The organism is Stenotrophomonas sp. Steno-C17, from assembly GCF_056393165.1.
Window position 1 is genome coordinate 132,361 of sequence record NZ_JBWJPD010000006.1, and the last position, 25,105, is coordinate 157,465.

General features: G+C 67.7%; 26 protein-coding genes. 16 read left to right on the plus strand and 10 right to left on the minus strand.

What is annotated here, in order from left to right:
- The first annotated feature begins 372 nt into the window (after positions 1-372).
- From AC06FA_RS07700 to AC06FA_RS07730, 7 genes are all read left to right on the plus strand, one after another.
- The gene (locus AC06FA_RS07700) at positions 373-786 is read left to right on the plus strand and encodes a YciI family protein (RefSeq protein WP_478067796.1); all 414 of its coding nucleotides are present in this window, start codon (positions 373-375) and stop codon (positions 784-786) included.
- A gap of 70 nt (positions 787-856) precedes the next feature.
- Entirely contained in the window at positions 857-1,276 is a 420-nt protein-coding gene (locus tag AC06FA_RS07705; RefSeq protein WP_478067797.1) for a VOC family protein, read from the plus strand.
- A 33-nt stretch (positions 1,277-1,309) separates the two neighbouring features.
- The gene (locus AC06FA_RS07710) at positions 1,310-1,720 is read left to right on the plus strand and encodes a VOC family protein (RefSeq protein ID WP_312710335.1); all 411 of its coding nucleotides are present in this window, start codon (positions 1,310-1,312) and stop codon (positions 1,718-1,720) included.
- Between the two features lie 44 nt (positions 1,721-1,764).
- Positions 1,765-3,027, plus strand: a complete 1,263-nt coding sequence (locus tag AC06FA_RS07715; protein WP_478067798.1) for an RNA polymerase sigma factor — start codon at positions 1,765-1,767, stop codon at positions 3,025-3,027.
- Positions 3,028-3,109: 82 nt separating this feature from the next.
- Complete coding sequence (locus AC06FA_RS07720) at positions 3,110-4,759, plus strand: M28 family metallopeptidase (RefSeq protein ID WP_478067799.1); 1,650 nt, start codon at positions 3,110-3,112, stop codon at positions 4,757-4,759.
- 163 nt (positions 4,760-4,922) lie between these two features.
- Entirely contained in the window at positions 4,923-6,182 is a 1,260-nt protein-coding gene (locus AC06FA_RS07725; RefSeq protein WP_478067800.1) for a sensor histidine kinase, read from the plus strand.
- Positions 6,172-6,942 carry a LytR/AlgR family response regulator transcription factor gene (locus tag AC06FA_RS07730; protein ID WP_478067801.1) on the plus strand — a complete coding sequence of 257 codons (771 nt, stop codon included), beginning with the start codon at positions 6,172-6,174 and terminating at the stop codon, positions 6,940-6,942. The genes AC06FA_RS07725 and AC06FA_RS07730 overlap by 11 nt, the downstream gene beginning before the upstream one ends.
- 72 nt (positions 6,943-7,014) lie before the next feature.
- On the opposite strand, the gene AC06FA_RS07735 is transcribed toward AC06FA_RS07730, so the two are convergent.
- Positions 7,015-7,629, minus strand: a complete 615-nt coding sequence (locus AC06FA_RS07735; protein WP_478067802.1) for a hypothetical protein — start codon at positions 7,627-7,629, stop codon at positions 7,015-7,017.
- A gap of 309 nt (positions 7,630-7,938) precedes the next feature.
- Here AC06FA_RS07735 and AC06FA_RS07740 point away from each other — a divergent pair, with 309 nt between their 5' ends.
- The gene (locus AC06FA_RS07740; RefSeq protein WP_478067803.1) at positions 7,939-8,865 is read left to right on the plus strand and encodes an oxygenase MpaB family protein; all 927 of its coding nucleotides are present in this window, start codon (positions 7,939-7,941) and stop codon (positions 8,863-8,865) included.
- Positions 8,866-8,942: 77 nt separating this feature from the next.
- Here the strand turns inward: AC06FA_RS07740 and AC06FA_RS07745 are convergent, their stop codons facing one another.
- Positions 8,943-11,054 (minus strand): M13 family metallopeptidase, encoded by a 2,112-nt coding sequence (locus AC06FA_RS07745; RefSeq protein WP_478067804.1) that lies wholly within the window; start codon positions 11,052-11,054, stop codon positions 8,943-8,945.
- Positions 11,055-11,333: 279 nt separating this feature from the next.
- Between AC06FA_RS07745 and AC06FA_RS07750 the strand changes: the two genes are divergently transcribed.
- On the plus strand, positions 11,334-14,285 hold the full coding sequence (locus tag AC06FA_RS07750) for a bifunctional diguanylate cyclase/phosphodiesterase (protein ID WP_478067805.1): 2,952 nt from the start codon (positions 11,334-11,336) through the stop codon (positions 14,283-14,285).
- Between the two features lie 36 nt (positions 14,286-14,321).
- On the opposite strand, the gene AC06FA_RS07755 is transcribed toward AC06FA_RS07750, so the two are convergent.
- A complete protein-coding gene (locus tag AC06FA_RS07755) occupies positions 14,322-15,203 on the minus strand; it encodes a LysR family transcriptional regulator (RefSeq protein WP_478067806.1) in 882 nt (293 codons plus the stop codon).
- Between the two features lie 96 nt (positions 15,204-15,299).
- On the opposite strand from AC06FA_RS07755, the gene AC06FA_RS07760 reads away from it, so the two are divergent.
- The 4 genes from AC06FA_RS07760 (at position 15,300) to AC06FA_RS07775 (ending at position 18,965) form a co-directional block, all read left to right on the plus strand.
- Positions 15,300-15,710: a DoxX family protein gene (locus AC06FA_RS07760; protein ID WP_478067807.1), complete on the plus strand. Its 411-nt coding sequence runs from the start codon at positions 15,300-15,302 to the stop codon at positions 15,708-15,710.
- A gap of 31 nt (positions 15,711-15,741) precedes the next feature.
- Complete coding sequence (locus tag AC06FA_RS07765) at positions 15,742-16,551, plus strand: dioxygenase family protein (protein WP_108761126.1); 810 nt, start codon at positions 15,742-15,744, stop codon at positions 16,549-16,551.
- Entirely contained in the window at positions 16,548-17,204 is a 657-nt protein-coding gene (locus tag AC06FA_RS07770) for an alpha/beta hydrolase (protein ID WP_478067808.1), read from the plus strand. The genes AC06FA_RS07765 and AC06FA_RS07770 overlap by 4 nt, the downstream gene beginning before the upstream one ends.
- A gap of 111 nt (positions 17,205-17,315) precedes the next feature.
- Entirely contained in the window at positions 17,316-18,965 is a 1,650-nt protein-coding gene (locus AC06FA_RS07775) for a Na+/H+ antiporter (RefSeq protein ID WP_108752047.1), read from the plus strand.
- A 145-nt stretch (positions 18,966-19,110) separates the two neighbouring features.
- Here AC06FA_RS07775 and AC06FA_RS07780 read toward each other — a convergent pair whose 3' ends face one another.
- A complete protein-coding gene (locus AC06FA_RS07780) occupies positions 19,111-19,359 on the minus strand; it encodes a DUF3297 family protein (protein WP_108751456.1) in 249 nt (82 codons plus the stop codon).
- 90 nt (positions 19,360-19,449) lie between these two features.
- On the opposite strand from AC06FA_RS07780, the gene AC06FA_RS07785 reads away from it, so the two are divergent.
- A complete protein-coding gene (locus AC06FA_RS07785; protein ID WP_312707904.1) occupies positions 19,450-19,992 on the plus strand; it encodes a DUF6630 family protein in 543 nt (180 codons plus the stop codon).
- Positions 19,993-20,192: 200 nt separating this feature from the next.
- On the opposite strand, the gene AC06FA_RS07790 is transcribed toward AC06FA_RS07785, so the two are convergent.
- The 5 genes from AC06FA_RS07790 to msrB all read right to left on the minus strand — a co-directional run bounded on the left by AC06FA_RS07790 (position 20,193) and on the right by msrB (position 23,575).
- Positions 20,193-20,465 (minus strand): DUF4031 domain-containing protein, encoded by a 273-nt coding sequence (locus AC06FA_RS07790; protein WP_478067809.1) that lies wholly within the window; start codon positions 20,463-20,465, stop codon positions 20,193-20,195.
- Between the two features lie 13 nt (positions 20,466-20,478).
- Positions 20,479-20,970, minus strand: coding sequence for a hypothetical protein (locus AC06FA_RS07795; protein WP_478067810.1), 492 nt, complete (start codon positions 20,968-20,970; stop codon positions 20,479-20,481).
- 231 nt (positions 20,971-21,201) lie between these two features.
- On the minus strand, positions 21,202-22,158 hold the full coding sequence (motB, locus tag AC06FA_RS07800) for a flagellar motor protein MotB (RefSeq protein ID WP_478067811.1): 957 nt from the start codon (positions 22,156-22,158) through the stop codon (positions 21,202-21,204).
- A 3-nt stretch (positions 22,159-22,161) separates the two neighbouring features.
- On the minus strand, positions 22,162-23,016 hold the full coding sequence (gene motA, locus AC06FA_RS07805) for a flagellar motor stator protein MotA (RefSeq protein WP_108752051.1): 855 nt from the start codon (positions 23,014-23,016) through the stop codon (positions 22,162-22,164).
- 91 nt (positions 23,017-23,107) lie between these two features.
- Complete coding sequence (gene msrB / locus AC06FA_RS07810; protein ID WP_312707899.1) at positions 23,108-23,575, minus strand: peptide-methionine (R)-S-oxide reductase MsrB; 468 nt, start codon at positions 23,573-23,575, stop codon at positions 23,108-23,110.
- A 133-nt stretch (positions 23,576-23,708) separates the two neighbouring features.
- Here msrB and AC06FA_RS07815 point away from each other — a divergent pair, with 133 nt between their 5' ends.
- Together AC06FA_RS07815 and AC06FA_RS07820 are read left to right on the plus strand one after the other, a co-directional pair.
- Entirely contained in the window at positions 23,709-24,083 is a 375-nt protein-coding gene (locus AC06FA_RS07815) for a classical arabinogalactan protein 4 (protein WP_478067812.1), read from the plus strand.
- A gap of 121 nt (positions 24,084-24,204) precedes the next feature.
- On the plus strand, positions 24,205-24,393 hold the full coding sequence (locus AC06FA_RS07820) for a lana protein (protein WP_478067813.1): 189 nt from the start codon (positions 24,205-24,207) through the stop codon (positions 24,391-24,393).
- 100 nt (positions 24,394-24,493) lie between these two features.
- Here AC06FA_RS07820 and AC06FA_RS07825 read toward each other — a convergent pair whose 3' ends face one another.
- Positions 24,494-24,973, minus strand: coding sequence for a winged helix-turn-helix transcriptional regulator (locus AC06FA_RS07825; protein ID WP_108748377.1), 480 nt, complete (start codon positions 24,971-24,973; stop codon positions 24,494-24,496).
- Positions 24,974-25,105: the final 132 nt, after the last annotated feature.

Genomic DNA, 25,105 nt, shown 5'->3' on the forward strand with positions numbered 1-25,105 from the left:
TCCGGGCGCGGTGCTGGCTCTGCGAGCGAAGCGACCCGCTCTGTGCCTTTGCTTTTTGATTTCCCGTGGTGGGTCAGCCGCGGGAACCTGTCCGAGGCCGGTGGGGGTGGGGTCGCGGGACCGCAGGCGCCATGGATGGCGCCTACGAGCCTCCATGGATGGATTCACGGCGTGTCCCGCGGCCCCACCCCCGCCGGCCCAGCCAGCGATCCCAGAAAATGACCCACCACGGAGGGGCTCCGCCGTTCGCCGCCCCCCGCCGAAGGCGCGCTCTCCGCGATAAAAAATAAATTCCAGAAACCTGTCGATCCCCGTCCTCCTCGTTCGTTGTAAGAGAGAAGGGCGCGCCAATGCCGCCCACGGGAGAACGACATGAAAGTGATGGTGATCGTCAAAGCCAGCGCCGATTCCGAAGCCGGGCGCATGCCCAGTGAAGCGGAACTGACCACCATGGGCGCTTACAACGAACAACTGGTGGCTGCCGGCATCATGCTCGCCGGCGAAGGCCTGCACGCCACCGCCCGCGGGCATCGCATTCAGTTCGGTGAGGGCGCACCCACCGTGCAGCCCGGCCCATTCGCCCCGGCCGAGCAGCAGATTGCCGGGTTCTGGCTGTGGGAAGTGCGGTCGCTGGACGAGGCCATCGAGTGGGCACGACGCGCCCCGTTCAAGGCCGGTGATGCGCTGGAGCTGCGCCCGCTGATCACCGCCGAGGACTTCGGCGAGGCTTTCACCCCCGAATTACAGCAACAGGAACAGCGTCTGCGGAACCAGATCGACGCATGAGCCGTCCCGTAGTGTCATCGCCGGGCGCGCCCCGGCACCCACGCCCCCGCACACCCACTGGAGCATTGCCATGAAACTGATTCCCTTCCTCGGCTTCAGCGGCCAGACCCACGAGGCCATGGCGTTCTACGCCAAGGCGCTGGGCGGCCAGGTCACCTCGGAAATGAAGTACCGCGACATGCCACCCTCCGATGAGCCGGGATGTGGCGACATGCCGCCGGAAACGCTGGACCACGTGGCACACAGCCAGCTGGAAATCGGCGCGGCGATCCTGATGGCGGCCGATGGCCCGGGCGGCGAGGGGGGCAGTGCAACCACCATCAACGTGGACGTGGACAGCATCGAAGAGGCCGAACGCGTGTTCGCCGCGCTGGCCGAAGGCGGCCAGGTGCAGATGCCGATTGCCGAAACGTTCTGGGCGCATCGCTGGGGCATGCTGATCGACCGCTTCGGCAAGCCGTGGATGGTCAACTGCATGAAGCAGCCGTAACCGGCCCTCTCTTCAATCCAAGGAAAGCAGACCATGAGTGCAGCGCAACCGCAGATGATCTTCGTCAACCTGCCCGTGCAGGATCTGGACGCTTCCAAAGCGTTCTTCAGCGCCCTGGGCTACCAGTTCAATCCCGCGTTCACCGACGAGAACGCGGCCTGCATGGTCATCAGCGAGAGCATCTTCGTGATGCTGCTGGTGAAGCCGTTTTTCCAACAGTTCACCAACAAGACCATTGCCGATGCCCAGGCCACGACCGAGGTGATCACCTGTCTGTCGGCCGACAGCCGCAAGGCGGTGGATGTGCTGGTGGACAAAGCCGTGTCTGCGGGCGCCAGCGAGCCGCAGCCGGCGCGCGACTACGGTTTCATGTACCAGCGCGGCTTCCAGGACCTGGATGGCCATCTGTGGGAGATCGCGCACATGGACGGTGAGCCGGGGTGAGTGCCCCGCTTGTGGGGGCCGGCCGTTGATGCTGTGATCGGCACATGGCCGAGCCCACCCTGACCCAGCGCATGGATACCCTGTGGCGAATGGAATCGCCCGTGTTGATCGCACGCCTGGCACGGCTGCTGGGCGGTGATGTGGGCCGTGCCGAAGAGCTGGCCCAGGACACCTGGCTGGCCGCGCTGGAGCGTTGGCCGGCCCAGGGCGTGCCGGACAACCCGGGGGCCTGGCTGATGACCACCGCACGCAACCGCGCCATTGATGTGCTGCGCCAGCACCAGCGCGTGGCGCAGCAGCATGCGCAATGGGGTGAACTGCTGCACCCGGCGCCGCTGCCGGCGCCCGACGACAGCCAGGCGCTGGAGGACGATCTGGGCGACGATCTGCTGCGGCTGATGTTCGTGGCCTGCCACCCGGTTCTGCCGGCCGATGCCCGCGTGGCGCTGACCCTGCGCCTGTTGGGCGGGCTGACCACGCCGGAGATCGCACGCGCTTTCCTGCAGCCCGAGCCCACCGTGGCCCAGCGCATCGTGCGCGCCAAGCGCACGCTGGCGCAGAAGCAGGTGCCGTATGAAGTGCCGCGCGCCGATGCGCTGCCGCAGCGGCTGGGCTCGGTACTGGAAGCGATCTACCTGATCTTCAACGAGGGCTACGCGGCCAGTGCCGGCGATGACTGGATGCGTCCGGCGCTGTGCGAGGAAGCCCTGCGGCTGGTGCGCATCCTGGCGCACCGCATGCCGGTACCGCCTGTGCTGGGCCTGTTGGCGTTGATGGAACTGCAGGCCTCGCGCGCAGCGGCCCGCGTGGATGCGCAAGGCGCTGCGGTGCTGCTGGAGCAGCAGAACCGCGCGCGCTGGGATTGGCTGCAGATTGCGCGTGGGCAGCAGGCGCTGGCACAGGCGCTGGCGGCGGGCGGCCAGCATGACCCCTACGTGCTGCAGGCGCAGATTGCCGCCTGCCACGCCGCTGCGCGGCAGGCGCAGGACACCGACTGGGCGGGCATCGCCGCGCTGTACACCCAGCTGCTGCAGGTCATGCCGTCGCCGGTGGTGGCATTGAACCGTGTGGTGGCGGTGTGGCGCAGTGAGGGTGCGCTCGCCGCGTGGGCGCTGCTGCAACCGCTGCTGGTGGACGCACGGTTGCAGGGCTATGCGCCGCTGCAGGTGGTGCGCGGTGAGCTGCTGCAGGCGCTGGGGCGGGCTGCGGATGCGCGGGATGCATTCGCCGCTGCGGCGGAACAGAGCGCCAATGCCGCCGAGCGTGCCGTGCTTCGGGAACGGGCCGGCCACGGCGCGGAAGATTGAAGGCGACCCGGTACGCAGCGGGCGGGGCGCAGTCCTGCCGAACCCCTTACACTCCGGTAGGTTTGTCCTGCTGGAGAGAGCAATGAAACGAGTAGCACTGGGCCTGCTGGCCTTGTCGGTGAGCAGCGCATTGATGGCGGCCACGCCGAAGTTCGATGGCGCGCGTATTTCCGCCGATGTGAAGGAGCTGGCCTCCGACGCGTATGAAGGCCGTTCGCCGGCCACCGCAGGCGAACAGAAGACCATCGCCTACGTCAGCAAGCAGTTCGCCGAGGCTGGCCTGCAGCCGGGCGGTGACCTGAAGGACGGCAAGCGCCTGTGGACCCAGGCCGTGCCGCTGCTGAAGGGCGATATCGTCGGCGCGCCGCAGCTGGCGCTGCACCAGGGCGGCAAGACCGTGGCGCTGCAGCAGGGCAAGCAGATTGCCGTGCGCGCGGCCATGAACGGCGCCAGCGCGGTGGATATCAGCAAGGCACCGCTGGTGTTCCTGGGGTATGGCGTGAAAGCGCCGGAACGCAACTGGGACGACTTCAAGGGCGTGGACCTGAAGGGCAAGATCGCCGTGGTGCTGATCAATGACCCGGACTTCGAAACCGGCAAGGGCGACTTCGACGGCAAGGGCATGACCTGGTACGGGCGCTGGCCATACAAGTACGAAGAAGGTGCCTGCCAGGGTGCGCTGGGCGTGCTGATCGTGCACGAAACCGCGCCGGCGTCCTACGGCTGGGCCACGGTGGCCGGCTCCAACACCAACACCATGTTCGACGTGGTGCGCGACAACCCGGCCGATACGCATCCGACGCTGGAAGGCTGGATCCAGCGCGATCTGGCGGTGGACCTGTTCCGCTCGGCCGGCCTGGATTTCGAGGCGCTGAAGAAGAAGGCGCAGCAGCGTGACTTCACCCCGGTGCCGCTGACCGGTGCCAGCCTGGATGCGAAGTACGCGGTGAAGACCGAAGTGATCACCTCGCACAACGTGGCCGCGCGCCTGGAAGGCAGCCGCTATCCGGACGAGACCATTGTCTACAGCGCGCACTGGGACCACATCGGCGTGGGCGAGCCGGATGCCCGCGGCGACCGCATCTTCAACGGTGCGCTGGACAACGCCAGCGGTACCGCATCCCTGCTGGAACTGGCCCGTGGCTTCGCCAAGGGCCAGCGCCCGGAACGTTCGGTGCTGTTCCTGGCGGTCACCGCCGAGGAGAAGGGCCTGCTGGGTTCGGAGTACTACGCCACCCACCCGCTGTACCCGCTGGAAAAGACCGTGGCGATGATCAACATGGACGGCATGGCGCCGTTCGGTCCGTCGCGTGATTTCGGCATCTACGGCACCGCACGCTTCGAGCTGCTGGACCAGCTGAAGGAAGTGGCCAAGGGCTGGGATATCCGCTACACCCCCGATCCGAAGCCGGAAGCGGGCCTGTTCTTCCGCTCCGATCACTTCTCGTTTGCCAAGCGCGGCGTGCCCGCGCTGTCCTGGTCGGCCGGCCAGGACTGGGTGGACGGTGGCGTGGCGGCGGGCAAGAAGGCGTCCGACGATTACACGGCCAAGCGCTACCACCAGCAGGGCGACGAGTGGCAGCCGGACTGGGTGTTCGCCGGCGCGGCACGCGACCTGGAAGTGCTCTACACGCTGGGCAGCCAGCTGGCCAACTCGCGCAGCTGGCCGAACTGGAGCACCGACGAGTCGTTCCGTGCGGTGCGTGACGCCAGCGCCGACCAGCGCAAGTAAGGGAAGGCGGGGCACCACCCCGCCGACCTTCGGTAGCGCCGGGCCATGCCCGGCGTTGCTGTAACACCTTCCATCCCCACTTTCCGGGGCTTCGTCGCAGGCCGCTTGTCTGCCCGATGCGTCGGCCTATGCTCGGCTCACCCCTTCCCACCAAGGCACTGCCGTGTTTGCCAGCCTGATCCTCATCCTCCGTCATCTGTTGGCCTGGGCCGTGGCGCTGCTGGTGGCAGGCATGGTCTGGAGCGGCATCTTCAGTGGCATGAACGATGGCCCGGGCTGGATCTTCGGGCTGCTGGCGATGTTCCTGATGATTTCCGCACTGGGCAGCGCCATCACCCATGTGCGCCGGGTGTGGATGGTGGCCGGCAGGCTGGATGGCAGCACGTTGGCCGGGCGCCAGCGCCGCCAGGTGGAACTGCCCATGGACGCCGGCCAGGCCTACGCGGTGGTGGAGGCGGCGGTGGCCGAGTTGCCGCGCGTGGAAGACGTGGAAAATTCGGCCGGCAGCCTGCAGGTGCGCGCGTATGTGCGCCGCGTGGACCCCTGGAACGGCCGCCAGCCCTCGCGCTGGAACCTGCCGGCGCGGCTGGCGATCAAGCGCAACAGCGTGCAGGCCACGGTCACGCCGGGGCAGGGCACCAGCACGGTCACCCTGTTGTTCGAGCCCGACGCCGGCTGGTGGGCCGACCTGCTGGCCCTGGACGAGGGCAGCAACTACGAGAACGCCGAAGCAGTGACCCGCGCGATCAGCCGCCGGGTGGCCGACCAGCGCCGCGACGAACAGGCCGCTGCCGAACAGACCCAGGTGGAAAAGGAACTGTCGGTGGCACGCCTGAACCTGCTGCACGCGCAGGTGGAACCGCACTTCCTGTACAACACACTGGCCAACGCGCAGGTGCTGACCCGCACCGATCCGGGCCGTGCCGAGCAGATGCTGGGGCACCTGATCCAGTACCTGCGCAGTTCGCTGCCGCAGGTGGATGAATCGGTGTCCACGCTGGGCGTGGAACTGGAGCGCACGCGCGCCTATCTGGAAATCCTGCGCATCCGCATGGGCGCTCGCCTGGCGGTGGAAGTGCAGGTGCCCAGCGAACTGCACGGCGTGCACCTGCCGGCGATGGCCCTGCAGACGCTGGTGGAAAACGCGATCAAGCATGGCCTGGAGCCGAAGCCGGGCGGCGGCACCATCTGGATCCTGGCGCGTGGCTTTGATGACCACGTGACGGTGACCGTGGCCGATGACGGGCTGGGCTTCGGCCAGGGCACCAGCGGTACCGGCATCGGTCTGAAGAACCTGCGCGAGCGCCTGCGCCTGACCTGCGGTGAGCAGGCCGGCGTGGCGATCGTGGCCAACTTCCCCTCGGGCGTGGCAGCCACCATGACCCTGCCGCAGCCCGCCCAGGAGCGCACCCATGCCGCTTGAAGCGCTGATTGCCGAAGACGAAGAGCTGCTGCGCCAGGCGCTGGTGGAACAACTGGCGCGGCTGTGGCCGGAATTGAAGCTGGTGGCCGAATGCGAGGATGGCGCCAGCGCGCTGGAGCAACTGGCCGAGAAGCAGCCGGATATCGCCTTCCTGGATATCCGCATGCCCGGCATCAGCGGCATCGAAGTGGCCCGCTCCCTGTCCGAACTGAGCCCGCGCACGCAGGTGGTGTTCGTGACCGCCTACGACCAGTACGCCATCGATGCGTTCGAGCAGGGCGCGATGGATTACCTGTTGAAGCCGGTCAGCGACGAGCGCCTGCTGGCCACGCGCGAGCGCATCCTGGCGCGGCTGCCTTCCACCCGCCAGGACGATGCGGTGCTGGAACGCCTGCTGCAGCGGCTGGGCCCCTCGCAGGCGCATCCCGAACGCCCGCCGCTGGCCTGGATCACCGCCAGCAATGGCCGCGAAACCCAGCTGATCATGCTGGACGACGTGATCTACTTCCGCGCCGACAACAAATACACCACGGTGGTGACCGCCGCTGGCGAGAGCCTGCTGCGCACGCCGTTGCGCGAATTGCTGGAAGCGCTGGACCCGCAGCAGTTCCGGCAGATCCACCGGTCCACCATCGTGCACATGAAGGCCGTGGCGGCGGTCAGCCGCGACGATACCGGACGAGGGGTGCTGCGCCTGCGCCAGCGCCCTGAAACGCTGGTGGTCAGCCAGCCCTTCATGAGCCTGTTCCGCGGCATGTAGCGGGTACCGGAAAGAACAATGCCACCGTGGCTGTGCACGGTGGCATTGTGGCTCCCCCCGCTTTCCGGGCGATCAGAACGCCGGCTGCAGCGTCATGTCGTGGTGGTGTTCGGTTTCGCCTACATGGTTCAGCCGGCCCACCAGTTCCGAGTGCTGCTTCATGCGCCCGATCTCGGTCATGATGCGGATGTCCTCGTGGCGCAGCTCGCGCTTGGCGGTGACCGCCTGCTTGTAGTCCAGTACTTCCGGATAGTGCTCGGCCAGGTCCAGCGCTTCGGCCACGCATTCCACGCTGTCGGCACTGGAGCTGATGCGCGCGCGGCTGTTGAAGGCCTTCATCCAGCGTTCGAAGCCGGCGGTGTGGTCGAACATGTTGGCCATGAACCAGATGACGAACAGGATCGACACCCAGGAACCGAACACGATCACCACGCGGGTGAAGGTGATATGGAAATCGTCGCGCCACAGGTAGTTGGCGATCAGGCCCAGGATCAGCAGCGACGCCGCCTGCCAGCCCACGATGGAGGCCATCAGCCATTGGCACTTGGCCTTGGCCAGCACGGCCACTTCATCGCGGATCTGCTGCTCGCTCAGGTTGCGCCAGTGCGCGACCTGTTTTTCGAACGGGCTGCTGTACAGCTCGTTGTCCCGCAGCAGCATTCCCAAACCCTTGAACAAAGCAATCATGGCTGGCTCCTTTCTGGAACGTGCGTCGATCAGCAATGGACGATGTGGCGGGTTCAGTTCTAGCACTTCCAGCGGCCGGTGCAATGGGCGCAAAGCGAAGGGGCGCAAGGGTTTTGCCTGAATGCGTGAAGATTGGTGCGGCGCACCATCGCATTCACAGGCTGCGACAAGATGTCGCAGGGTGAATCGTGCTGCGTGCGCACATGCTGCCGCGGCGCGGCCGTCGGGCTCGCCGCGAGGCGCGTGATCGCCCAGAATCAAGCCGGACCGCGCAGAACCCGGTCGCTTCCGCCACCCACTGGACCCCGTATGCCGCCGTTGCTGCACCGTTTGACCCGCCCGGTTACCGCGCCCATCCGCCGCTGGGTGCTCGACGCCTTCCCGCGCGGCCAGAGCGGCATCGATTACGACCACCCGCAGGGCGATCCGGGCTGGTTCGGGCCGGACAGCATCACCTGGCGCGTGCATGCCGAACTGCCGTCGATGCTGGCCGGGGGCCTGTGTGCGCTGATGCTGCAGAGCCTGCACCCGCGCGCGCTGGCCGGCGTGTACGACCATTCCAACTTCCGCCAGGACCTGGTGGGGCGGCTGCGGCGCACCACGGCATTCGTGGCCGGCACCAGCTATGCGCCCCGTGGCGAGGTGGAAACGCTGGTGGCCAAGGTGCGCCACATCCATGCACAGATCCGTGGCCGTACCGCGCAGGGCCAGCCGTATGCGGCGGATGATCCGCAGCTGCTCACCTGGGTGCACGTAACCGAGGCCTATGGCTTCCTGCAGGGTTACCGCCGCTATGGGCGGGACGTTCCCGAAGCGATTGCAGACCGCTACTACGACGAGTACCGCTGCGTGGCCGAGGCGCTGGGGGCGGTGGACGTGCCGCGCAGCGAAGCGGAAGTGGCGGCGTACTTCTGTGCACGCCAGCCCGAACTGCTGGCGGATGCGCGTTCGCGCGAAGTGCTGGACGTGCTGTCTGCGGTGAACCTGCCGGTGCCGATTCCGGGGCTGTCACGCGCGGTGTTCCTGGGCGCCGGTGCCGCGCTGCTGCCGGACTGGGCCGAGACGATGCTGGAACGCACGACGGCTCAGCGTGCGCAGGCCGCGGCCTCGGCAAAGCTGATGCAGGGCATGGCGCCGCTGTTCCGCCGCGCCTTGCCCGATGGCCTGGCCACCCGTGCCTGTGCGCGCATGGGCGTGCCGGTGGAGGTGTTGCGCGAGTGGCCGGCAGCGCGGTGATCCACGTTGCCCATCCACGCATGGCGTGGATCTGCTGCAAACGAAACGGGCGCCTCTCGGCGCCCGCTCGCGTTACATCACCACACCTTGACCCGCTTTTCCGGCGCCAGGTACAGCTTCTGGCCGTCCTTCACTTCAAACGCCGGGTACCAGGCGTCGATGTTGCGCACGGTCAGCGCACGGAACTGGCCCGGTGCGTGCACGTCGGTCAGCAGCGAATTGCGCAGCGCCTGTTCGCGGCTCTTGCTGCGCCACGCCTGGGCAAAGCCCAGGAAGAAGCGCTGGTCCGGGGTGAAGCCTTCCAGGGTCTGGCCGGGCTTGCCCTGCAGCGACAGCTGGTAGGCATCGTAGGCCGTGCCCAGGCCCGCCACGTCGGCGATGTTCTCGCCCAGGGTCAGCTTGCCGTTCACGTGCACGCCGGGGAACGGTTCGTAGCTGCTGAACTGCGCGGCCAGCGCATCACCGGCGGCGTTGAACTGCTTCAGGTCTTCGGCGGTCCACCAGTTGTGCAGCTTGCCGGTTTCGTCGAACAGGGCGCCGGCGTTGTCGAAGCCATGGCTGATCTCGTGGCCGATCACCGCGCCGATCGCACCGTAGTTCACCGCATCGTCGGCGGCACCGTCGAAGAACGGCGGCTGCAGGATCGCGGCCGGGAACACCAGGCGGTTTTCCAGCGGCACGTTCATCGCGTTGATGGTCTGCGGCAGCATGGCCCACTCGCTGTGGTCCACCGGTTTGCCCAGCTTGGCGATGTTGCGCTCGTATTCGAAGCGTTCGGCACGCTGCGCGTTGCCTAGCGGATCGTCGCGGCGGATCTCCAGCCCGGTGTAGTCGCGCCACTTGTCCGGATAGCCCATGCCCACGGTCAGGCCGGCCACCTTGGCCTTGGCGCTGGCCTTGGTCTGCGGTGACATCCAGGCCAGTGCATCGATGCGCTTGGCAAAGGCGGCAATGATGTTCTTTGCCATCTCGTCGGCGCGTTCCTTGGTCTTCGCGTCGAAGTGCTTTTCCACGTAACGCTTGCCGATGGCTTCACCGACCGCGTGGTTGGCATCATCCACGGCGCGCTTCCAGCGCTCGCTCTGCTGCGGCGTGCCGCTCAGCGCGGTGCCGTGGAAGGCGAAGCGGGCGTCGGCGAAGGTCTTGGGCAGGTAGCTGGCGGCGCGGTCCAGCGCGTGGAAGGTCATGTAGTCCTTCCAGGCATCCAGCGGTTCGGTGGCCACCAGCTTGGACAGGCCGGCCACGGCCTTGGGCTGCCAGACGATGAAGTCCTGCTGCTGGCCCAGCTTGGCCGCTTCCAGGAACGCGGCCCAATCCATGCCCGGCGCCTTGGCGCTGAAATCGGCCTGGGTCCAGGGATTGGCACCCTTGGTCACGTCGTTGGTTTCTTCCTGGGTGGCGTGCGCCTGGGCGATTTTGGTTTCCAGCGCCAGGATGCGCTGCGCCTTGCCGGCCGGATCGGCCACGCCGGCCAGCTGCAGCACCTTGGCGATGTAGGCCTGGTACTGCTTGCGCAGCTCGGCCATGCGGCCATCGCCCAGGTAGAAGTCGCGGTCGGGCATGCCCAGGCCACCCTGCACCAGGTACGGCGCGGTGCGGTCGGGCTGCAGCAGATCCACCGACACCCACAGGCCGAACAGACGGTCGGTGTAGAAGTTGGTGGCGTTCAGCAGGTCCACGTCGGCGCGCATGTCATCGCCCAGTGCACGCGCCAGGCCGGCCTTGTCGGCGATCGCGCCGATGGCCTGCAGCTGCGGCTGCACGGGGGCCAGGCCGCGCTTTTCAATGCCAGCTTCGTCCATGTAGGCGGCGTAGTAATCGCCGATCAGCTTGTCATCGCCGCTGGCCTGCGCATTGCCTGCCGCGCCTTCCAGGATGGCGCGGGTATCGGCCTGGGTCTTCTCGGCAATCACGTTGAAGCTGCCGAAGCGCGAACGGTCGGCCGGAATTTCGGTGTTCTTCACCCAGCTGCCGTTGGCAAAGCCGAAGAAGTCGTCGCCGGCGGCAATGCTGCGGTCCATGCCGCTGGCATCGAAGCCGAAGCTGCCCAGCATCGGCTTGGCGGCGGCCGGGGCGGCGTCGGCGGGCGCGGCGGTGCCTGCCGCCGGCTCGGCCGGGCGATCGCAGGCGGCCAGGGACAGGCTGGCGAGGATGGCCAGCGCCAGGGTGGGACGGCGCAGCTTGGACATGGACTTCTCTTGCGACGGAAAACCCCAAGTCTAATCCCCTGCGGCGGCGCTGGACGCGCGCCAGCATGGGGTCGGGTGTGCGCGATCTGGCTGAACACGCGCTGTCGTGCTTCACGCAGTCATCCCGCTGGTGCATGCTGCGGGGCAGGGACCCACTCAGGGATTGGCCCGCAGAGCACGACGGGGCGTCAAGAATGCCGCGCTGCGGCCGCTCTGGTCGGGGATGTGGAGGAATCGTTCGCGCATGAAGCCAGCTGTCTGCACAGGGAACACCGACCGATGCCCGCGCTGAAGCGTGCGCTGGCGCGGCCATTGCGTGCCATCACCTGGGGCGGTGTGGCGTTGGGCGTGCTGCTGGCCGTGGGCATGGCGGCCATGCTGGCCAATGATCACCAGCGTCGGCTGGAAGCGGCGCAGCGGCAGAGCCGCGCCCTGGCGGTCGGCAGCGAGCGCCTGCTGGCGCTGGAACTGCGCAACCTGGAACGCGCGCTGGCCGGCATTGCCGGCGATGCCGCCGAACTGTTCGGTACGGTGCCGGCGCAGGCCCCGCAGTTGCTGGATGCGGCCATTGCAGGCGTGCTGCAGCGCCATGCCGAGCTGCACAGCATCGTGGTGGTCGATGCCTACGGGCGTGCGCTGACCGGCGGCGCCGACGAACTGAAGCTGCCGCTGTGGGCCGACCCGCAGCGGCGCGGGCAGGGCAGCGCGTTGTACCTGGGGCCGCCGCAGCGTACCGACGACGGCACCTGGGTGGTGCCGCTGGCGCTGCCGATGGCCGATGATCGCTGGCTGCTGGCGCGGCTGCGTTGCGGTGAACTGCAGCGCATCATCGGCGGTTTGGATGTGGGCCCCAACGGCATGGTGTCGATCACCGATGCCGACGGTTTCATGCTGGCGCGCGTGCCCGATCCCTATGGCACGGTGGGGCGCCGCTACACGCTGCCCTACCGCGACCTGGTGGGCGGTCCGGCGGTGGTGGAACTGGGCAGCTTCCCCGGCGTGGTGGACCAGATTCCGCGCATGTCCACCATCAGCACGCTGGAACACAGCCCGCTGGCGGTGCAGGTGGGGCTGGCCGATGCCGATGTGCTGGCCGCCTGGTGGCCCTACCTGCATGCGGCGGTGGCGATCCTGCTGACCTACGTGCTGGTGCTGCTGGGCCTGTTGTTCGCGATGCGCCGCAGCACCCGCAGCCAGCAATGGATGGCGGCGGAACTGCGCACCGGCCATACCGAACTGCGCATGGCCCACCAGGTGGGCCGGGTCTGCACCTGGTATGTGGACGAAGACGCCGCGCTGCTGCACTGGTCGCCGCTGGCGCGCGAGATCTTCGGCGTGCAGACCGACGCGTTGCCGGTGGCCGAGTTCTTCGCCCGCGTGCACCGCGAAGATGCCGAACGGCTGCAGCATGCCTTCCATGAAGCGTTCGCGCGCGGCGCGGTGCTGGATGAAATGTTCCGCCTGGTGCTGCCCGGCGGCGATGTGCGCTGGGTGTCGGCGCGCGGGCAACGGGTGGAACTGGCCGACAGCCAGCGGCGCATGATCGGCGCATTGACCGACGTGAGCGAACGGCATCTGGCACGCGAACAGATGAACCAGGTCGAGCGCCGCTTCCGCCTGCTGTTCGACCGCAACCCGGCGCCGTTCTGGGTGTTCGATCCCGATACGCTGCGCTTCCTGGAAGTGAATGAAGCGGCGGTGCTGCAGTACGGCTACACGCGCGAGGAATTCCTGGGCATGAGCATCCTGGATATCCGCCCGCGCGAAGGCTGGGAGGAAGTGAAGGGCGCCATTGCCCGGGCACGCGTGGGCGAACTGCAGGATGCGGCCGTGCGCATGCACCGGCGCAAAGATGGCTCGGTGTTCGAAGTGCGTGCGCACTTGTCGAAGCTGGATTTCGATGGCCAGCCTGCCTGCCTGGTGCTGGCCGAAGATGTGAGCGAGCGCTTGGCCTACGAGCGCGACCTGGCCTACCGCGCGCGGCACAACCCGGCCACCGGCCTGTTGAACGTGCGCGCCCTGAGCGAACAGCTGGACAGCCAGGACCGCGGCTACACCATTGCCTACGTGCAGTTGCGCGGCCTGCAGCTGGTGGCCGACACGCTGGGCCGCGAGATCGGCGATGCAATCCTGCAGTCGATGGCCGCGCGCTTGGGCGGGTTGGGCGCGCGCTTCGGCACGCTGGCCTTCCAGCCGGCCGAAGATTTCGTGCTGGCCATCGCGCCGCAGCACAATACCCAGGCGGTGCTGGACGACCTGCTGCAGATCGTGTCGGCACCGATGCGCGGCAAGGATTCACTGCACCAGTTCGAGCCGCGCATCGGCGTGGCTGTGCGCGAAGAGGGTGACGCGCTGCGTGCCGAACAGGTGGTGGGCATGGCCGCACAGGCAGCGCATGCCGGGCGCGCCGAAGGCAACGTGGTCGCGTGGTTCGACGCGGCGGTGTCCAACCGCCTGGCCGACCGCCTGCGTCTGGCAGGGCGCATTCATGCGGCCATCGACAACGAATTCCAGCTGTACTTCCAGCCGATCCGCCATGCCAGTGATGGCAGCCCGGCAGCGCTGGAAGCCCTGCTGCGCTGGCCGCAGGCCGATGGCAGTTTCATTTCGCCCAGCGAGTTCATCCAGCTGTGCGAGGACACCGGGCTGATCCTGGCGCTGGGGCGCTGGGTGATCCGCGCGGCTGCACAGGCGCAGCGGCGGCTGGTGGCGGCGGGCTGGGGCGAGTTGCCGATCGCGGTGAACGTATCGGCCGTGCAGTTCTTCAACAGCGATCTGGTGGCCGAGTTCGCCCGCGCCCAGGAGGACTTCGGCCTGGCCCGCGGTGCGCTGCATGTGGAACTGACCGAGAGCAGCCTGATGCGCAAACCGGCGCAGGCCATGCAGACCATGCGCCGCCTGCACGAGCAGGGCATCTGCGTGTCGCTGGATGATTTCGGTACCGGCTACTCCAGCATGTCCTACCTGCAGCACCTGCCGCTGGATATCCTGAAGATCGATCGCAGCTTCGTGGCCGACGTGGAAACCAACCCGCGCAACGCCTCGATCTGCCGCGCCCTGTTGTCGCTGGGCCACAGCATGGGCCTGACCATCATTGCCGAAGGCGTGGAAACCCCGGGCCAGCTGGACTGGCTGGCCGCGCACGGCTGTGACCAGGTGCAGGGCTACCTGCTGGGCCGGCCGGCGCCGCTGGAACAGATCATCAAGACGCTGGACGAAGTCGTCGCCTGATGGTGCAAACCCGCCGGGCATGGCCCGGCGGATGCCTCACACCCCGGCTTCCACCAGGTAATCGATGAAACTGCGCACCTTCGGTGCCAGGTGGCTGCGGCTGGTGTATACCGCGAAGATGCCGATCGGCGGCACTTCCCAGTCGGGCAGCACGCGCACCAGGCGGCCATCGGCCAGTGCCTGTTCCAGCAGGAAATCCGGTTGCAGGATCACCCCCATCCCGGCGATGGCCGCTTCGCGCAGCACGTCGCCGTTGTTGGCCTGCAGGATGCTGCTCACCGTTACCCGCACCTCGCCTCCCGGCCCCTGCAACGGCCACTGGCTGCCTGAAGCCCAGTAGCTGTAGCCCAGGCAGTCGTGCGCCGCCAGTTCCTGCGGCGTGGACGGCGTGCCGCGCGCGGCCAGGTAGGCGGGGGCGGCGCACAGGGTGATGCGGGCCTGGCCCAGCTGCCGCGCAATCAAGGCCGGGCTGGGGTCGCGGGTGATGCGCAGGGCCACGTCGTAGCCTTCCTCCACCATGTCCACCAGGCGGTCGGACAGGGCCAGGTCCAGTTCCACCTGCGGGTAGCGTTGCCGATAGCCGGCCAGCAGCGGCCCCAACCGCGCGATGCCCCAGCTGACCGGTGCATTGATGCGCAGCGTGCCCGACGGTTCCAGCGCCTGCGCCCCGATACTGGCTTCCAGCGCGTCGAACTCGGCCAGCAGGCGCACGCACTGCGCGTAGTACGCGGCGCCGGCACTGGTCGGGCTGACCCGCCGGGTGGTGCGGTGAAGCAGGCGGGTGGACAGGCGTTTTTCCAGCGCGGCCACCTGCCGGGTCACCCCGGCCGTGGAAACGCCCAGGGCGTCGGCGGCGGCGCTGAAGCCATTGCGCTCGACCACGGCCACGAACACACGCATCGCGTCCAAAGTGTCCATTGTTGCGCCTTGTGAAATAAATATGGTCGTTTCATCGTATTTATCGGCGCAAGAGTGCGCAATAACCTGTACGCACTCTCCCTGAGGTACGCCCCCATGAAAGCCTCCGCCACTGCCGTTTCGCCGCTGGCCCCCTATGCCGCCACCCTGCTGCGCCTGGCCTTGGGCGGCCTGTTCCTGGTGCATGCGTTGACCAAGCTGCTGGTGTTCACCCCCGCCGGTACCGCCGCATTCTTTGAATCGCTGGGCCTGCCGGGCGCGCTGGGCTACCTGACCATCGTGATCGAGCTGGCCATCGCCGCCGCCCTGCTGCTGGGCGTGTACGCGCGCTGGGTGGGGCTGCTGGGCGTGCCGCTGCTGCTGGGCACGATCGTCACCGTGCACGGTGCCAACGGTTTCGGCTTCGCCAACGCCGGCGGTGGCTGGGAATACCCGGCTTTCTGGGCGCTGGCCCTGGTGGTGCTGTTCCTGCTGGGCGATGGCCGCTGGACCCTGCGTTCGCGCTGATCGCTGCTTCCCCCTGATTCTGGAGAACGTCATGTCCCGCCTGCCTTCGCTGTACATCTCCCACGGCTCGCCGATGACTGCCCTGCACCCGGGGCAGGTGGGCGTGCGGCTGGCCGAACTGGCCCGCGACCTGCCCACCCCGCGTGCCATCGTGATGGCGTCCGCGCACTGGCTGGCGCGCCAGCCGCTGGTCGGCGCACATCCGCAGCCGCCCACCATCCACGACTTCGGTGGCTTCCCGCGCGCGCTGTTCGAGCTGCAGTACCCGGCCCCGGGCGACCCGGCGCTGGCCGAAGAAGTGGCCGGGCGCATCGCCGCGGCTGGCCTGCCGGTAGCGTTGGACGCCCAGCGCGGGCTGGACCATGGCGCCTGGGTGCCGCTGCGGCTGCTGCGCCCGCAGGCCGATATTCCGGTGGTGCCGCTGTCGATCCAGCCGATGCTGGGGCCACAGCACCAGTTCGCGCTGGGCCGTGCGTTGGCGCCGCTGCGCGAACAGGGCGTGCTGCTGGTCGGCTCGGGCAGCATCACCCACAACCTGCATGACTGGCGCGACTACCAGGACGGCAAGGAAGCGCCCTACGTGCGCCCGTTCATTGAATGGGTGGAACAGCGCCTGGCCGCCAACGATCGCGACGCGCTGTTCGATTACCGCCGCCAGGCACCGTTTGCCGAACGTGCGCACCCCACCGACGAGCATCTGCTGCCGTTGTACTTCGCCATGGGCGCGGCTGGCAGCGATGATTTCGGTGCCACCCGCATCGATGCGGGTATCGATGCGGGCATGCTGGCGATGGACCTGTACCGCTTCGACGGCGCCGCGCCCGTGCAGGAGGCCGCATGAACCCCGTGCTGACGCCGGTGCTGGAGCGGCCGGCGCAGGGCAGGGCGCAGGGCCTGGTGGTGCTGCTGCACGGCGTGGGCAGCAACGAGCAGTCGCTGGCTGCGCTGGCCAGCACGCTCGATCCGCGCCTGCACGTGCTGCTGCCGCGTGCACCGCAGGTGTTCGGGCCGCAGGCGTTCGGCTGGTTCACCGTGCGCTTCGGCGCGCAGGGGCCGGTGATCGATCCGGCCCAGGCCGAGGCGTCGCGGGTGCTGCTGCGCGATTGGTTGGCGGTGCAGCAGCAGCGGCTGGGGCTGGATGCGCGGCAGACCGTGCTGGCCGGCTTCAGCCAGGGCGGCATCATGAGCGCCAGCGTGGCGCTGACCGCGCCGGAACGGGTGAAATCCTTCGCGATCCTGTGCGGGCGCATCCTGCCGGAGATCGCGCCGTTGATTCCGCCCGATGTGGCCGGCGCCGGGCTGCAGGGGCTGGTGGTGCACGGGCGGCAGGATGACAAGCTGCCGTTCGCGCTGGCCGAGGCGGCCTCGCAGCGCCTGCACGGGCTGGGCGTGGCCCACCAACTGCGTGATTACCCGGTCGCGCACACGTTGTCCGCGGACATGCAGCGGGACACACGGGACTGGATCGCGGCGCGTTTGCTGTCGCCGCCCTGACGCGCATTCATGCAGGCGGCCGCAGCGGACGCCAGCTGTGCTAAGTTTTTTTCCTGTCTCCGGCGCATACCGGTTTTTTACCGGCCCCACGCGCCGCTTCCCGGAAGAAGCATGCACACCATCGAAGTCGTCCTGGCGATGCTGGTGGCCGTTGTCGCCAGCGGTTACCTGGTTCGCGTCCTGCCCTTTTCACTGCCGCTGCCGCTGGTGCAGATCGGTCTGGGCGCGGTCATCGCCGGGGTGTTCAACCGCGGCCACGCACTGGAACCGGAAGTGTTCTTCCTGCTGTTCCTGCCGCCGCTGCTGTTCCTCGATGGCTGGCGCATTCCCAAACAAGGCCTGTTCCGCGACAAGGGCGCGATCCTGGAACTGGCCTTCGGCCTGGTGGTGTTCACCGTCATCGGCGCCGGCCTGCTGATCCACTGGATGATTCCGGTGATGCCGCTGGCGGTGTGCTTCGCGCTGGCGGCCATCGTCTCGCCCACCGACCCGGTAGCGGTGGGGGCGATTGCTTCGAAGGCGCCCATTCCCAAGCGGCTGATGCACATTCTGGAAGGCGAATCGCTCTTGAACGATGCCTCCGGCCTGGTCTGCTTCCGTTTCGCGGTGGCCGCGGTGATGACCGGTTCGTTCTCGCTGGCCACCGCCTCGCTCACCTTCCTGTGGGTGGCGGTGGCGGGCCTGGCGGTAGGCGTGGCGGTCACCCTGGGCGTGTCCACCTTCCAGCGCTGGCTGTGGCGCCGCTTCGGCGAGGAGCCGGGTGCGGCCATGCTGGTGAACCTGCTGATTCCGTTCGCCGCCTATCTGCTGGCTGAAGAAATCCATGCCTCGGGCATCCTCGCGGCCGTGGCCGCCGGCATTGCCATGAGCTACGTGGAGCTGACCGGCCGCGTCTCCGGCAGCATGCGCGTGCAGCGCGCCGGGGTCTGGAACATGCTGCAGTTCAGCTTCAACGGCATCATGTTCGTGCTGCTGGGTGAGCAGTTGCCGGGCATCGTCGAGCGCGCGACCACGACCATGAACGAGACCGGTCACCAGAGTGCCTGGTGGTTGCTGGTGTACGTGGTGGTGATCAACGCCATGCTGATCGCGCTGCGCCTGCTGTGGGTCTGGCTGTCGCTGCGCTGGAACCTGCTGCGCGCACGCCGCCGTGGCCTGCAGCATGGCGAGGCGCCGAACTGGCGCATCGTGGTGGCCACCTCGGTGGCCGGCGTGCGCGGCGCCATCACCCTGGCCGGCGTGCTGACCCTGCCGCTGTTCCTGCCCGATGGCAGCCCGTTCCCGGCGCGTGACCTGGTCATCTTCCTGGCCGCAGCGGTCATTCTGTTCTCGCTGGTGGGCGCCAGCGTGGCCCTGCCGCAGCTGCTGAAGGGCCTGCAGCTGCCGGCCGATTCGGGCGAGCGCAAGGAAGAGGACCTGGCCCGCAAGCTGTCCTCCAAGGCCGCCCTGGCCGGGGTGGAGCGCATGCGCCAGCAGCTGGTGATGAACCAGAACACCGACAACGTGCAGCTGTTCAACGACGCCGCCTCGCGGGTCAGCCTGCTGTACCAGCGCCATCTGGAAAAGGACAACGAAGGCCCCGACGTGGACCCGGACAAGGTGAAGCGGATGGAGCAGGGCTACCGCCAGCTGCGCAGCGCGGGCCTGAATGCCGAACGCGAGGAACTGTTCCGACTGACCCGGCGCGGGGTGATTTCCGATGAGATCTCGCGGCGCCTGATCCGCAACCTGGACCTGCTGGAATCGCGCCAGCGCGGCTGACCAACCCTGCCCATGCCGCTGCGTGGCTGACCCTGAAACGTAGAGTCGAGCTTGCTCGACTGCGCTTGCTGAATTGTAGAGTCGAGCCATGCTCGACTGCTCTTTCCCAAAGCAGTCGAGCATGGCTCGACTCTACAGAAGCCGGTTATTCCGGCTTCTGTTCCAGGAAGTAGACCTCGACCTTGCCCTTGACCTTGATGGTCATCGGGTTGCCGCGGCGGTCGCGCGCCTTGCCGGCCTGCACGCGGATCCAGCCTTCGCTGACCGAGTACTCCTCGACGTTGTCACGCTCGACGTCGTTGAAGCGCACGCCCACGCCGCGCTCCAGCGCCTGCGCATCGTGGAAGGGGCTGGCCGGGTTGATGGCCAGGTGGTCGGGAGGGGTATCGCTCATCGCATCATTCACAGTGACGGCCACCACGGCCGGCTTCAGCGGCACAGGATAAACCGTAGAATGCCGGCCTGCCCCACAGGAATGCCCGCCATGCCCGACAACAGCGACTATTTCGACTTCGAGGAAGATGCCCACGATTTCGACGAGGACGATTTCGAGGCCCGTATCTGGAACCTGCTGGTGCTGATCAACCCCGGCGACGAGGAGCTGGCGCTGCAGCAGTTCAACCGCTGGCGCGAGATGCTGGCCGAGGCCGGCGAGCCGCTGGAGGCCGACGCCGACTGGGTGCCTGCGCTGTTCACCGCCATTGCCTGGCAGTCCGGCTTCGAGGTGGAGCGCGACGATCTGGAATCGCTGCAGTCGGCGGTGAACGAGCTGTCGGCGCGCTTCAACCTGCAGCTGGACTGGGGTGGCGACCTGGACGACGAGGATTTCGCCGAAGACCTGGACGGCGTGCAGTTGATGTCCACCGCCTTCGACCGCCTGCGCGAGCACAACTACACGCTGTGGAGCGTGGATGCCGGCAGCGACGGCTTCACCGGCTGGATGGCGTTGACCCGCGACGACGATGCGCTGCTGGCGCTGTGTTCGCTGTTGAACGTGGAAGTGCGGCTGGGCAGCGACCCGTTCTGATCGATGGCCCGCCCCGGCGGGGTTGATCGGGAACGGGGCGGAGAGCAGTCGACCAACGGTCGACTCTACCGGTACTGCGCGCGGTCGGTTTCTGAGCGATGGCCGGCCCCGGCGGGGTAGAGTCGACCGTTGGTCGACTGTCGCGCGCAGCGCGGGGTTGATCGGGACCGGGGCGGAGCGCAGTCGACCAACGGTCGACGCTACCGGTACTGCGCGCGGGCGTTGGCGATCACCGCTTTCACCAGGGCGCGGTCGGTGTGGCGGGAGATGGCGCGGGCGCCGAGGGCGATCGCCTGCGCGCGCAGTTCGGCGTTGACGTCGTAGTGCGCGCCGCTGGCCTTGTTCTGGAAGGCCCGGGGCGGGATGCCGAGCTGCGCCGCCATGGCGTGCAGCTCGGCCAGGGTGTCGGCCATCAGGTGCGCCCAGCGCTGTCCGCGCCAGGCATGCACTGCGTCATCGACGTAGACCGCCACCGCCGCGGCCGGGTCAGGCCTGCGGCTTGCCGTCGGTGTCGGCGTCAGCGGCCGGAGCGGCCTCGGCGTCGGCAGCGGCTTCAACCACGTCGCCTTCAGCGGCGTCTTCGCCTTCTGCGGCCTGCTCGCTCTCGAACTCGGCCACCAGCTTGCCCAGGTACTCGTCAGCGGTCTGGCCGGCTTCGGCCGCCAGGGTGTCCAGCAGCTTCTGCATCAGTTCGGAATACTCCAGGTTGACCTTGCGGCCTTCCTTTTCCTGCACGTTGGACAGGTGCTTGAGCATGGCCAGCATCGGCACCGGGTTATCGGCATTGCCCATGGTCTGGCCGCCGATGGCCAGCAGCCACTCGCGGCCCTGCAGACCGATGGCGGCGACCGGCTGGCCGTCTTCATTGGTCAGCACGGCGTGGTTCTGCACCTGCTGCTGGGCATTGAGGCGCAGGAACGGACGCTTGGCCTGCTGCTTCTTGCGCTTGTCGCGCTTGGCCTTGGAGTTCTGGGACATGGGGTGGGGTCACCTGGAAACGGAAAGACCGCCATTGTACTGCCCTTGGTAGGTGCGGACCTTGGTCCGCACGCGTTCCGGGCCCGGGGTAGGTAGAGTCGACTGTCAGTCGACTGGCGCGCGAAGCGCGGGATGGTGGATACCAGCCCTGCAGCAGTCGACTGACAGTCGACCCTGGAGCAGTCGACTGACAGTCGACTCTACCCCTCGATTCCCCGTCCCAACCTCCTGTCAGGGCGTCACGGCCGGAGGGCTGGCCTCGCCCTGCGCAGCCTTCACGTCCGGGTCGACCGTGGTGGCCGACAGCCCCACCTGCGGGCCGGCACCGGCCAGTGCGGCCTCTTCGGCGGCGTGGGTCATCACCACGATGCTGATGCGGCGGTTGATCGGGTTCTGCGGGTCCACCTTGTCGAACAGCACCGACGAGGACAGGCCGACCACGCGGGTGATCTTGCTGTCTTCCAGGCCGCCGTCCACCAGTGCGCGACGCGCGGCGTTGGCACGGTCGGCGCTCAGTTCCCAGTTGCCGTAGCCACGCGCGGCCGAATAGGCGGTGATATCGGTGTGGCCGGTCAGGCTGATCCGGTTCGGCACATGGTTCAGGTACTCGGCCAGCTCGTGCAGGATCTGCTGCGTGTACGGCTTCAGCGACGCGCTGCCCAGGTCGAACATCGGCCGGTTCTGCTTGTCCACGATCTGGATGCGCAGGCCTTCCGGGGTCAGGTCCAGCAGCAGCTGGTCCTTGAACGGTTCCAGCGCCTGGCTGCGGCTGATCGCTTCCTGCAGTTCCTTCATCAGCGTTTCCAGCTGCTGCTTGTCGCGCTGCTGCTGGTCCACCGGCTGCTGCATGGCCTGCTTCTGGTTCTGGAAGGGATCGTTGCTGTTGCCGCGCGACAGATCGGTGGCGCCGCCCAGCTTGATCATCGAGGTGCTGGCGCCGCCGGGGCCGGCCATGCCCGGTGCCGGCGTGGGGCTCTGCCCGGCCAGCGGGCTGGGATTGCGGAAGTATTCGGAAATGGCCGCGCGTTCGGGCTTGCTGGTGCTGGCCATCAGCCACAGCACCAGGAAGAAGGCCATCATCGCGGTCACGAAGTCCGCATAGGCCACCTTCCACGAGCCGCCATGGTGGCCGCCGTGGCCGGCCTTCTTGACCTTGCGGACGATGACGGTGGGCTTGGTCTCGGCCATGGCTTACTTGACCGTCTTCAGGTGCTGCTCGAAATCGGAGAACGCCGGGCGCACGTTCGACGGCAGCGTCTTGCGGGCGAATTCCAGCGCGATCTTCGGGTTGTAGCCACGCAGGCAGGCCAGCAGCGCGGTCTTCACCGATTCGTAGATGCGGCTGTCCTGTTCGGCGCGGGCTTCCATGGCCGAGGCCATCGGGCCGACGAAGCCATAGCCCAGCAGGATGCCCAGGAAGGTGCCGACCAGCGCACCGGCCACGTGGCCGCCCACTTCCACGATGTCGCCCCCGATCGAGCCCATGGTGATGACGATGCCCAGCACCGCCGCCACGATGCCGAAGCCGGGCAGGCCGTCGGCCACCTTGGTCAGCACCTGCGACGGCGCCATGGCTTCGGCGTGGTGCTTTTCCAGCTCCAGCTCCAGCAGCGGTTCCAGTTCGTGCGGTTCAATGTTGCTGCCGATCATCAGGCGCAGGCAGTCGGTGATGAAATCGACCAGATGGTGGTCGGCCTGCACCTTGGGGTAGTTGGCGAACAGGGCGCTCTCGGCAGGGCGTTCGACATGGTCTTCCAGCGCCATGAAGCCTTCGCGGCGGGCCTTGTTCAGCAGTTCATAGAGCAGGCTGAGGACGTCGATGTAGTCCTGCTGCTTGTAGCGCGGGCCCTTGAACACGCCGACCATGGCTTGCAGGGTCTGCTTGACCGTCTTGGCCGGGGTACCGACCAGGAAGGCGCCCAGGGCGGCGCCGCCGATGATGACCAGTTCGTAGGGCTGCCAGAGGGCACCCAGGCGGCCGTGGGCACCGAGGTAGCCGCCGAGCACGCTGATGATGACAACCAGGAATCCAACGATGATGAGCATGGCGCGACGCAAGGAGGGGGGATATCTCCTTGTCGGCGCGCCACCGGGATTTCTGAAGAGGGAATTGTGTGAAGTCGGTCGGCGGGGGTGTTCAGTCCGCCGTGCCGGCCTCGGCGCCGCCACGCTGCAGCGGGTCGGGCCACGGCTCACCCTGGCCGGTGAAGGAAAGTGAGACGGAATTCAGGCAGTGGCGCTCGAAGGTGGGCGGCGGGCCGTCCGGGAACACGTGGCCGAGGTGGCTGCCGCAGCGGGCGCAGGTGATCTCGGTGCGCACCATGCCATGGCTGGTATCGCGGATCTCGCGCACGTGGGCCGGGTCGTACGGCGCGAAGAAGCTGGGCCAGCCGGTGCCCGAATCGAACTTGGTGCTGGACCGGAACAGCGGCAGCGCGCACAGGCGGCAGCAGTAGACGCCGTCGCGCTTGTTGTCCAGGAACACGCCGCAGAACGGTGCCTCGGTGCCATGCTGCAGCAGCACGCGCCGCTCTTCGGCGCTCAGGCCGGCAACCAGTGCTTCGGTCTGGGCGGCGGTGGGGGGCGTGAGGTCGAACGCGCTCATGCGGCTCTCCGGGACGGTGGTGGGATGCTGGCAGAAGTGGGGGTGGCGGGGTGGCCTTGCAAGTGTGATGCGCGTTCATGGGCGGCACACGGGGCCGGGCGCATGGTGGGGGCAGTCCACGCTGGAGCGTGCCATGAACCGCCCCCTTGTCCTGCTGCTGTCGGCGCTGCTGCCGCTGGCCGCGCACGCGCAGATGCCGACCGGCAACCCGACCACCACCCGCAGCAGCACCGCGGTGGCGCCGCAGCCGGTGCAGCCGCCGGTGCAGCCGGCCCGCCCGCAGCCGCAGCCGTTGCCCTCGCCGCAGCCACGCCAGCCGATCAAGGCCACGGGCCCGGCGCCGATCACCTCCACCCCGGCGCCGGCACTGCCGGACAAGGTGTATGACCGCAACGGCCGCATCGTGCCGGGGGTGAAGCCGGTGGGCCCCAACCGCGTGTTTGATTCGCGCACCGGGCGCTACTACGACAGCGTGCCGCAGGGCACCGGGCAGCAGATCAAGCCGTGAGGGGCGGCGCGGGCGTGGCGGGCTGAACCCAGCAAAACGCGTGCGTGCCGATCACTGTTTTTTCGCCTGCGATTAACCCGCACGGGACCACCGTGGCGCTGCGTCGGCAACGTGCCGCCGCATGTCCTTCGTCCTTTGGATCGCGATCATGAAGAACCAGCAGAACCGTCCGTCCGGCAAGGAACCGCAGGGCCGCAACCCGCAGCAGCAACAGCAACAGCAGCAGATGGACCAGCAGCAGCCGCACAAGGGTGGCAAGCAGCAGGACCACCGCCAGCAGGGCGGCATGAAGCATCCGCAGCAGCGGTGACCGGCCCGGGGTCAGAGCCCGCCCTGCGGGCTCTGACCCCATCACCAGCCCCGGGGTCGGATCCCGCGCAGCGGGCTCTGACCCCACAGGCGGCATCGCCTCAATCGGCAATCGGCAGCGCCCAGGTCTCTTTCACTTCTTCCATCACGATGTAGCTCTTGGACTCGCGCACATGCGGCAGGGTCAGCAGGGTGCTGCCCAGCAGCTTGCGGTAGCTGGCCATTTCGCTGATGCGCGCCTTCAGCAGGTAGTCGAAATCACCCGATACCAGGTGGCATTCCAGCACGTTGGGCAGCTTCAGCGCGGCGCGGCGGAACTCTTCGAAGATGTCGCCCGATTTGTAGGCCAGGCTGATTTCCACGAACACCAGCAGGCTGGCTTTCAGCGCGGTGGGGTCCAGGTGGGCGTGGTAACCGGTGATCACGCCCTCGCGCTCCAGCCGGCGCACGCGTTCGGTGCAGGGCGTGGTGGACAGGCCGACCCGTTCCCCCAGCTCGGTGAAGGAAATGCGGCCTTCGGCCTGCAGGATGCGCAGGATCTTGCGGTCGATCTTGTCCAGTTCGCGGGAGCGGGTGGCCATGGCCGTCAACCTCGGGGAATGAATCGCAGGGAAACTGCCTGACTGTAGTCCTAAAAACAGGCAAATGCTCTAGGAATGCAGGCCTATACTTCCCCAATTATGGTCCCGGCGTGCTCAAACGCAGGGAATGAT

What these genes read in the sequence shown, in the direction of transcription:
- AC06FA_RS07700 (WP_478067796.1), top strand. Translation starts at nt 373, where the DNA reads ATGAAAGTGATGGTGATCGTCAAAGCCAGCGCCGATTCCGAAGCCGGG.
- AC06FA_RS07705 (WP_478067797.1), top strand. Translation starts at nt 857, where the DNA reads ATGAAACTGATTCCCTTCCTCGGCTTCAGCGGCCAGACCCACGAGGCC.
- AC06FA_RS07710 (WP_312710335.1), top strand. Translation starts at nt 1,310, where the DNA reads ATGAGTGCAGCGCAACCGCAGATGATCTTCGTCAACCTGCCCGTGCAG.
- AC06FA_RS07715 (WP_478067798.1), top strand. Translation starts at nt 1,765, where the DNA reads ATGGCCGAGCCCACCCTGACCCAGCGCATGGATACCCTGTGGCGAATG.
- AC06FA_RS07720 (WP_478067799.1), top strand. Translation starts at nt 3,110, where the DNA reads ATGAAACGAGTAGCACTGGGCCTGCTGGCCTTGTCGGTGAGCAGCGCA.
- AC06FA_RS07730 (WP_478067801.1), top strand. Translation starts at nt 6,172, where the DNA reads ATGCCGCTTGAAGCGCTGATTGCCGAAGACGAAGAGCTGCTGCGCCAG.
- AC06FA_RS07735 (WP_478067802.1), bottom strand. Translation starts at nt 7,629, where the DNA reads ATGATTGCTTTGTTCAAGGGTTTGGGAATGCTGCTGCGGGACAACGAG.
- AC06FA_RS07740 (WP_478067803.1), top strand. Translation starts at nt 7,939, where the DNA reads ATGCCGCCGTTGCTGCACCGTTTGACCCGCCCGGTTACCGCGCCCATC.
- AC06FA_RS07745 (WP_478067804.1), bottom strand. Translation starts at nt 11,054, where the DNA reads ATGTCCAAGCTGCGCCGTCCCACCCTGGCGCTGGCCATCCTCGCCAGC.
- AC06FA_RS07750 (WP_478067805.1), top strand. Translation starts at nt 11,334, where the DNA reads ATGCCCGCGCTGAAGCGTGCGCTGGCGCGGCCATTGCGTGCCATCACC.
- AC06FA_RS07755 (WP_478067806.1), bottom strand. Translation starts at nt 15,203, where the DNA reads ATGGACACTTTGGACGCGATGCGTGTGTTCGTGGCCGTGGTCGAGCGC.
- AC06FA_RS07760 (WP_478067807.1), top strand. Translation starts at nt 15,300, where the DNA reads ATGAAAGCCTCCGCCACTGCCGTTTCGCCGCTGGCCCCCTATGCCGCC.
- AC06FA_RS07765 (WP_108761126.1), top strand. Translation starts at nt 15,742, where the DNA reads ATGTCCCGCCTGCCTTCGCTGTACATCTCCCACGGCTCGCCGATGACT.
- AC06FA_RS07770 (WP_478067808.1), top strand. Translation starts at nt 16,548, where the DNA reads ATGAACCCCGTGCTGACGCCGGTGCTGGAGCGGCCGGCGCAGGGCAGG.
- AC06FA_RS07775 (WP_108752047.1), top strand. Translation starts at nt 17,316, where the DNA reads ATGCACACCATCGAAGTCGTCCTGGCGATGCTGGTGGCCGTTGTCGCC.
- AC06FA_RS07780 (WP_108751456.1), bottom strand. Translation starts at nt 19,359, where the DNA reads ATGAGCGATACCCCTCCCGACCACCTGGCCATCAACCCGGCCAGCCCC.
- AC06FA_RS07785 (WP_312707904.1), top strand. Translation starts at nt 19,450, where the DNA reads ATGCCCGACAACAGCGACTATTTCGACTTCGAGGAAGATGCCCACGAT.
- AC06FA_RS07795 (WP_478067810.1), bottom strand. Translation starts at nt 20,970, where the DNA reads ATGTCCCAGAACTCCAAGGCCAAGCGCGACAAGCGCAAGAAGCAGCAG.
- motB (WP_478067811.1), bottom strand. Translation starts at nt 22,158, where the DNA reads ATGGCCGAGACCAAGCCCACCGTCATCGTCCGCAAGGTCAAGAAGGCC.
- motA (WP_108752051.1), bottom strand. Translation starts at nt 23,016, where the DNA reads ATGCTCATCATCGTTGGATTCCTGGTTGTCATCATCAGCGTGCTCGGC.
- msrB (WP_312707899.1), bottom strand. Translation starts at nt 23,575, where the DNA reads ATGAGCGCGTTCGACCTCACGCCCCCCACCGCCGCCCAGACCGAAGCA.
- AC06FA_RS07815 (WP_478067812.1), top strand. Translation starts at nt 23,709, where the DNA reads ATGAACCGCCCCCTTGTCCTGCTGCTGTCGGCGCTGCTGCCGCTGGCC.
- AC06FA_RS07820 (WP_478067813.1), top strand. Translation starts at nt 24,205, where the DNA reads ATGTCCTTCGTCCTTTGGATCGCGATCATGAAGAACCAGCAGAACCGT.
- AC06FA_RS07825 (WP_108748377.1), bottom strand. Translation starts at nt 24,973, where the DNA reads ATGGCCACCCGCTCCCGCGAACTGGACAAGATCGACCGCAAGATCCTG.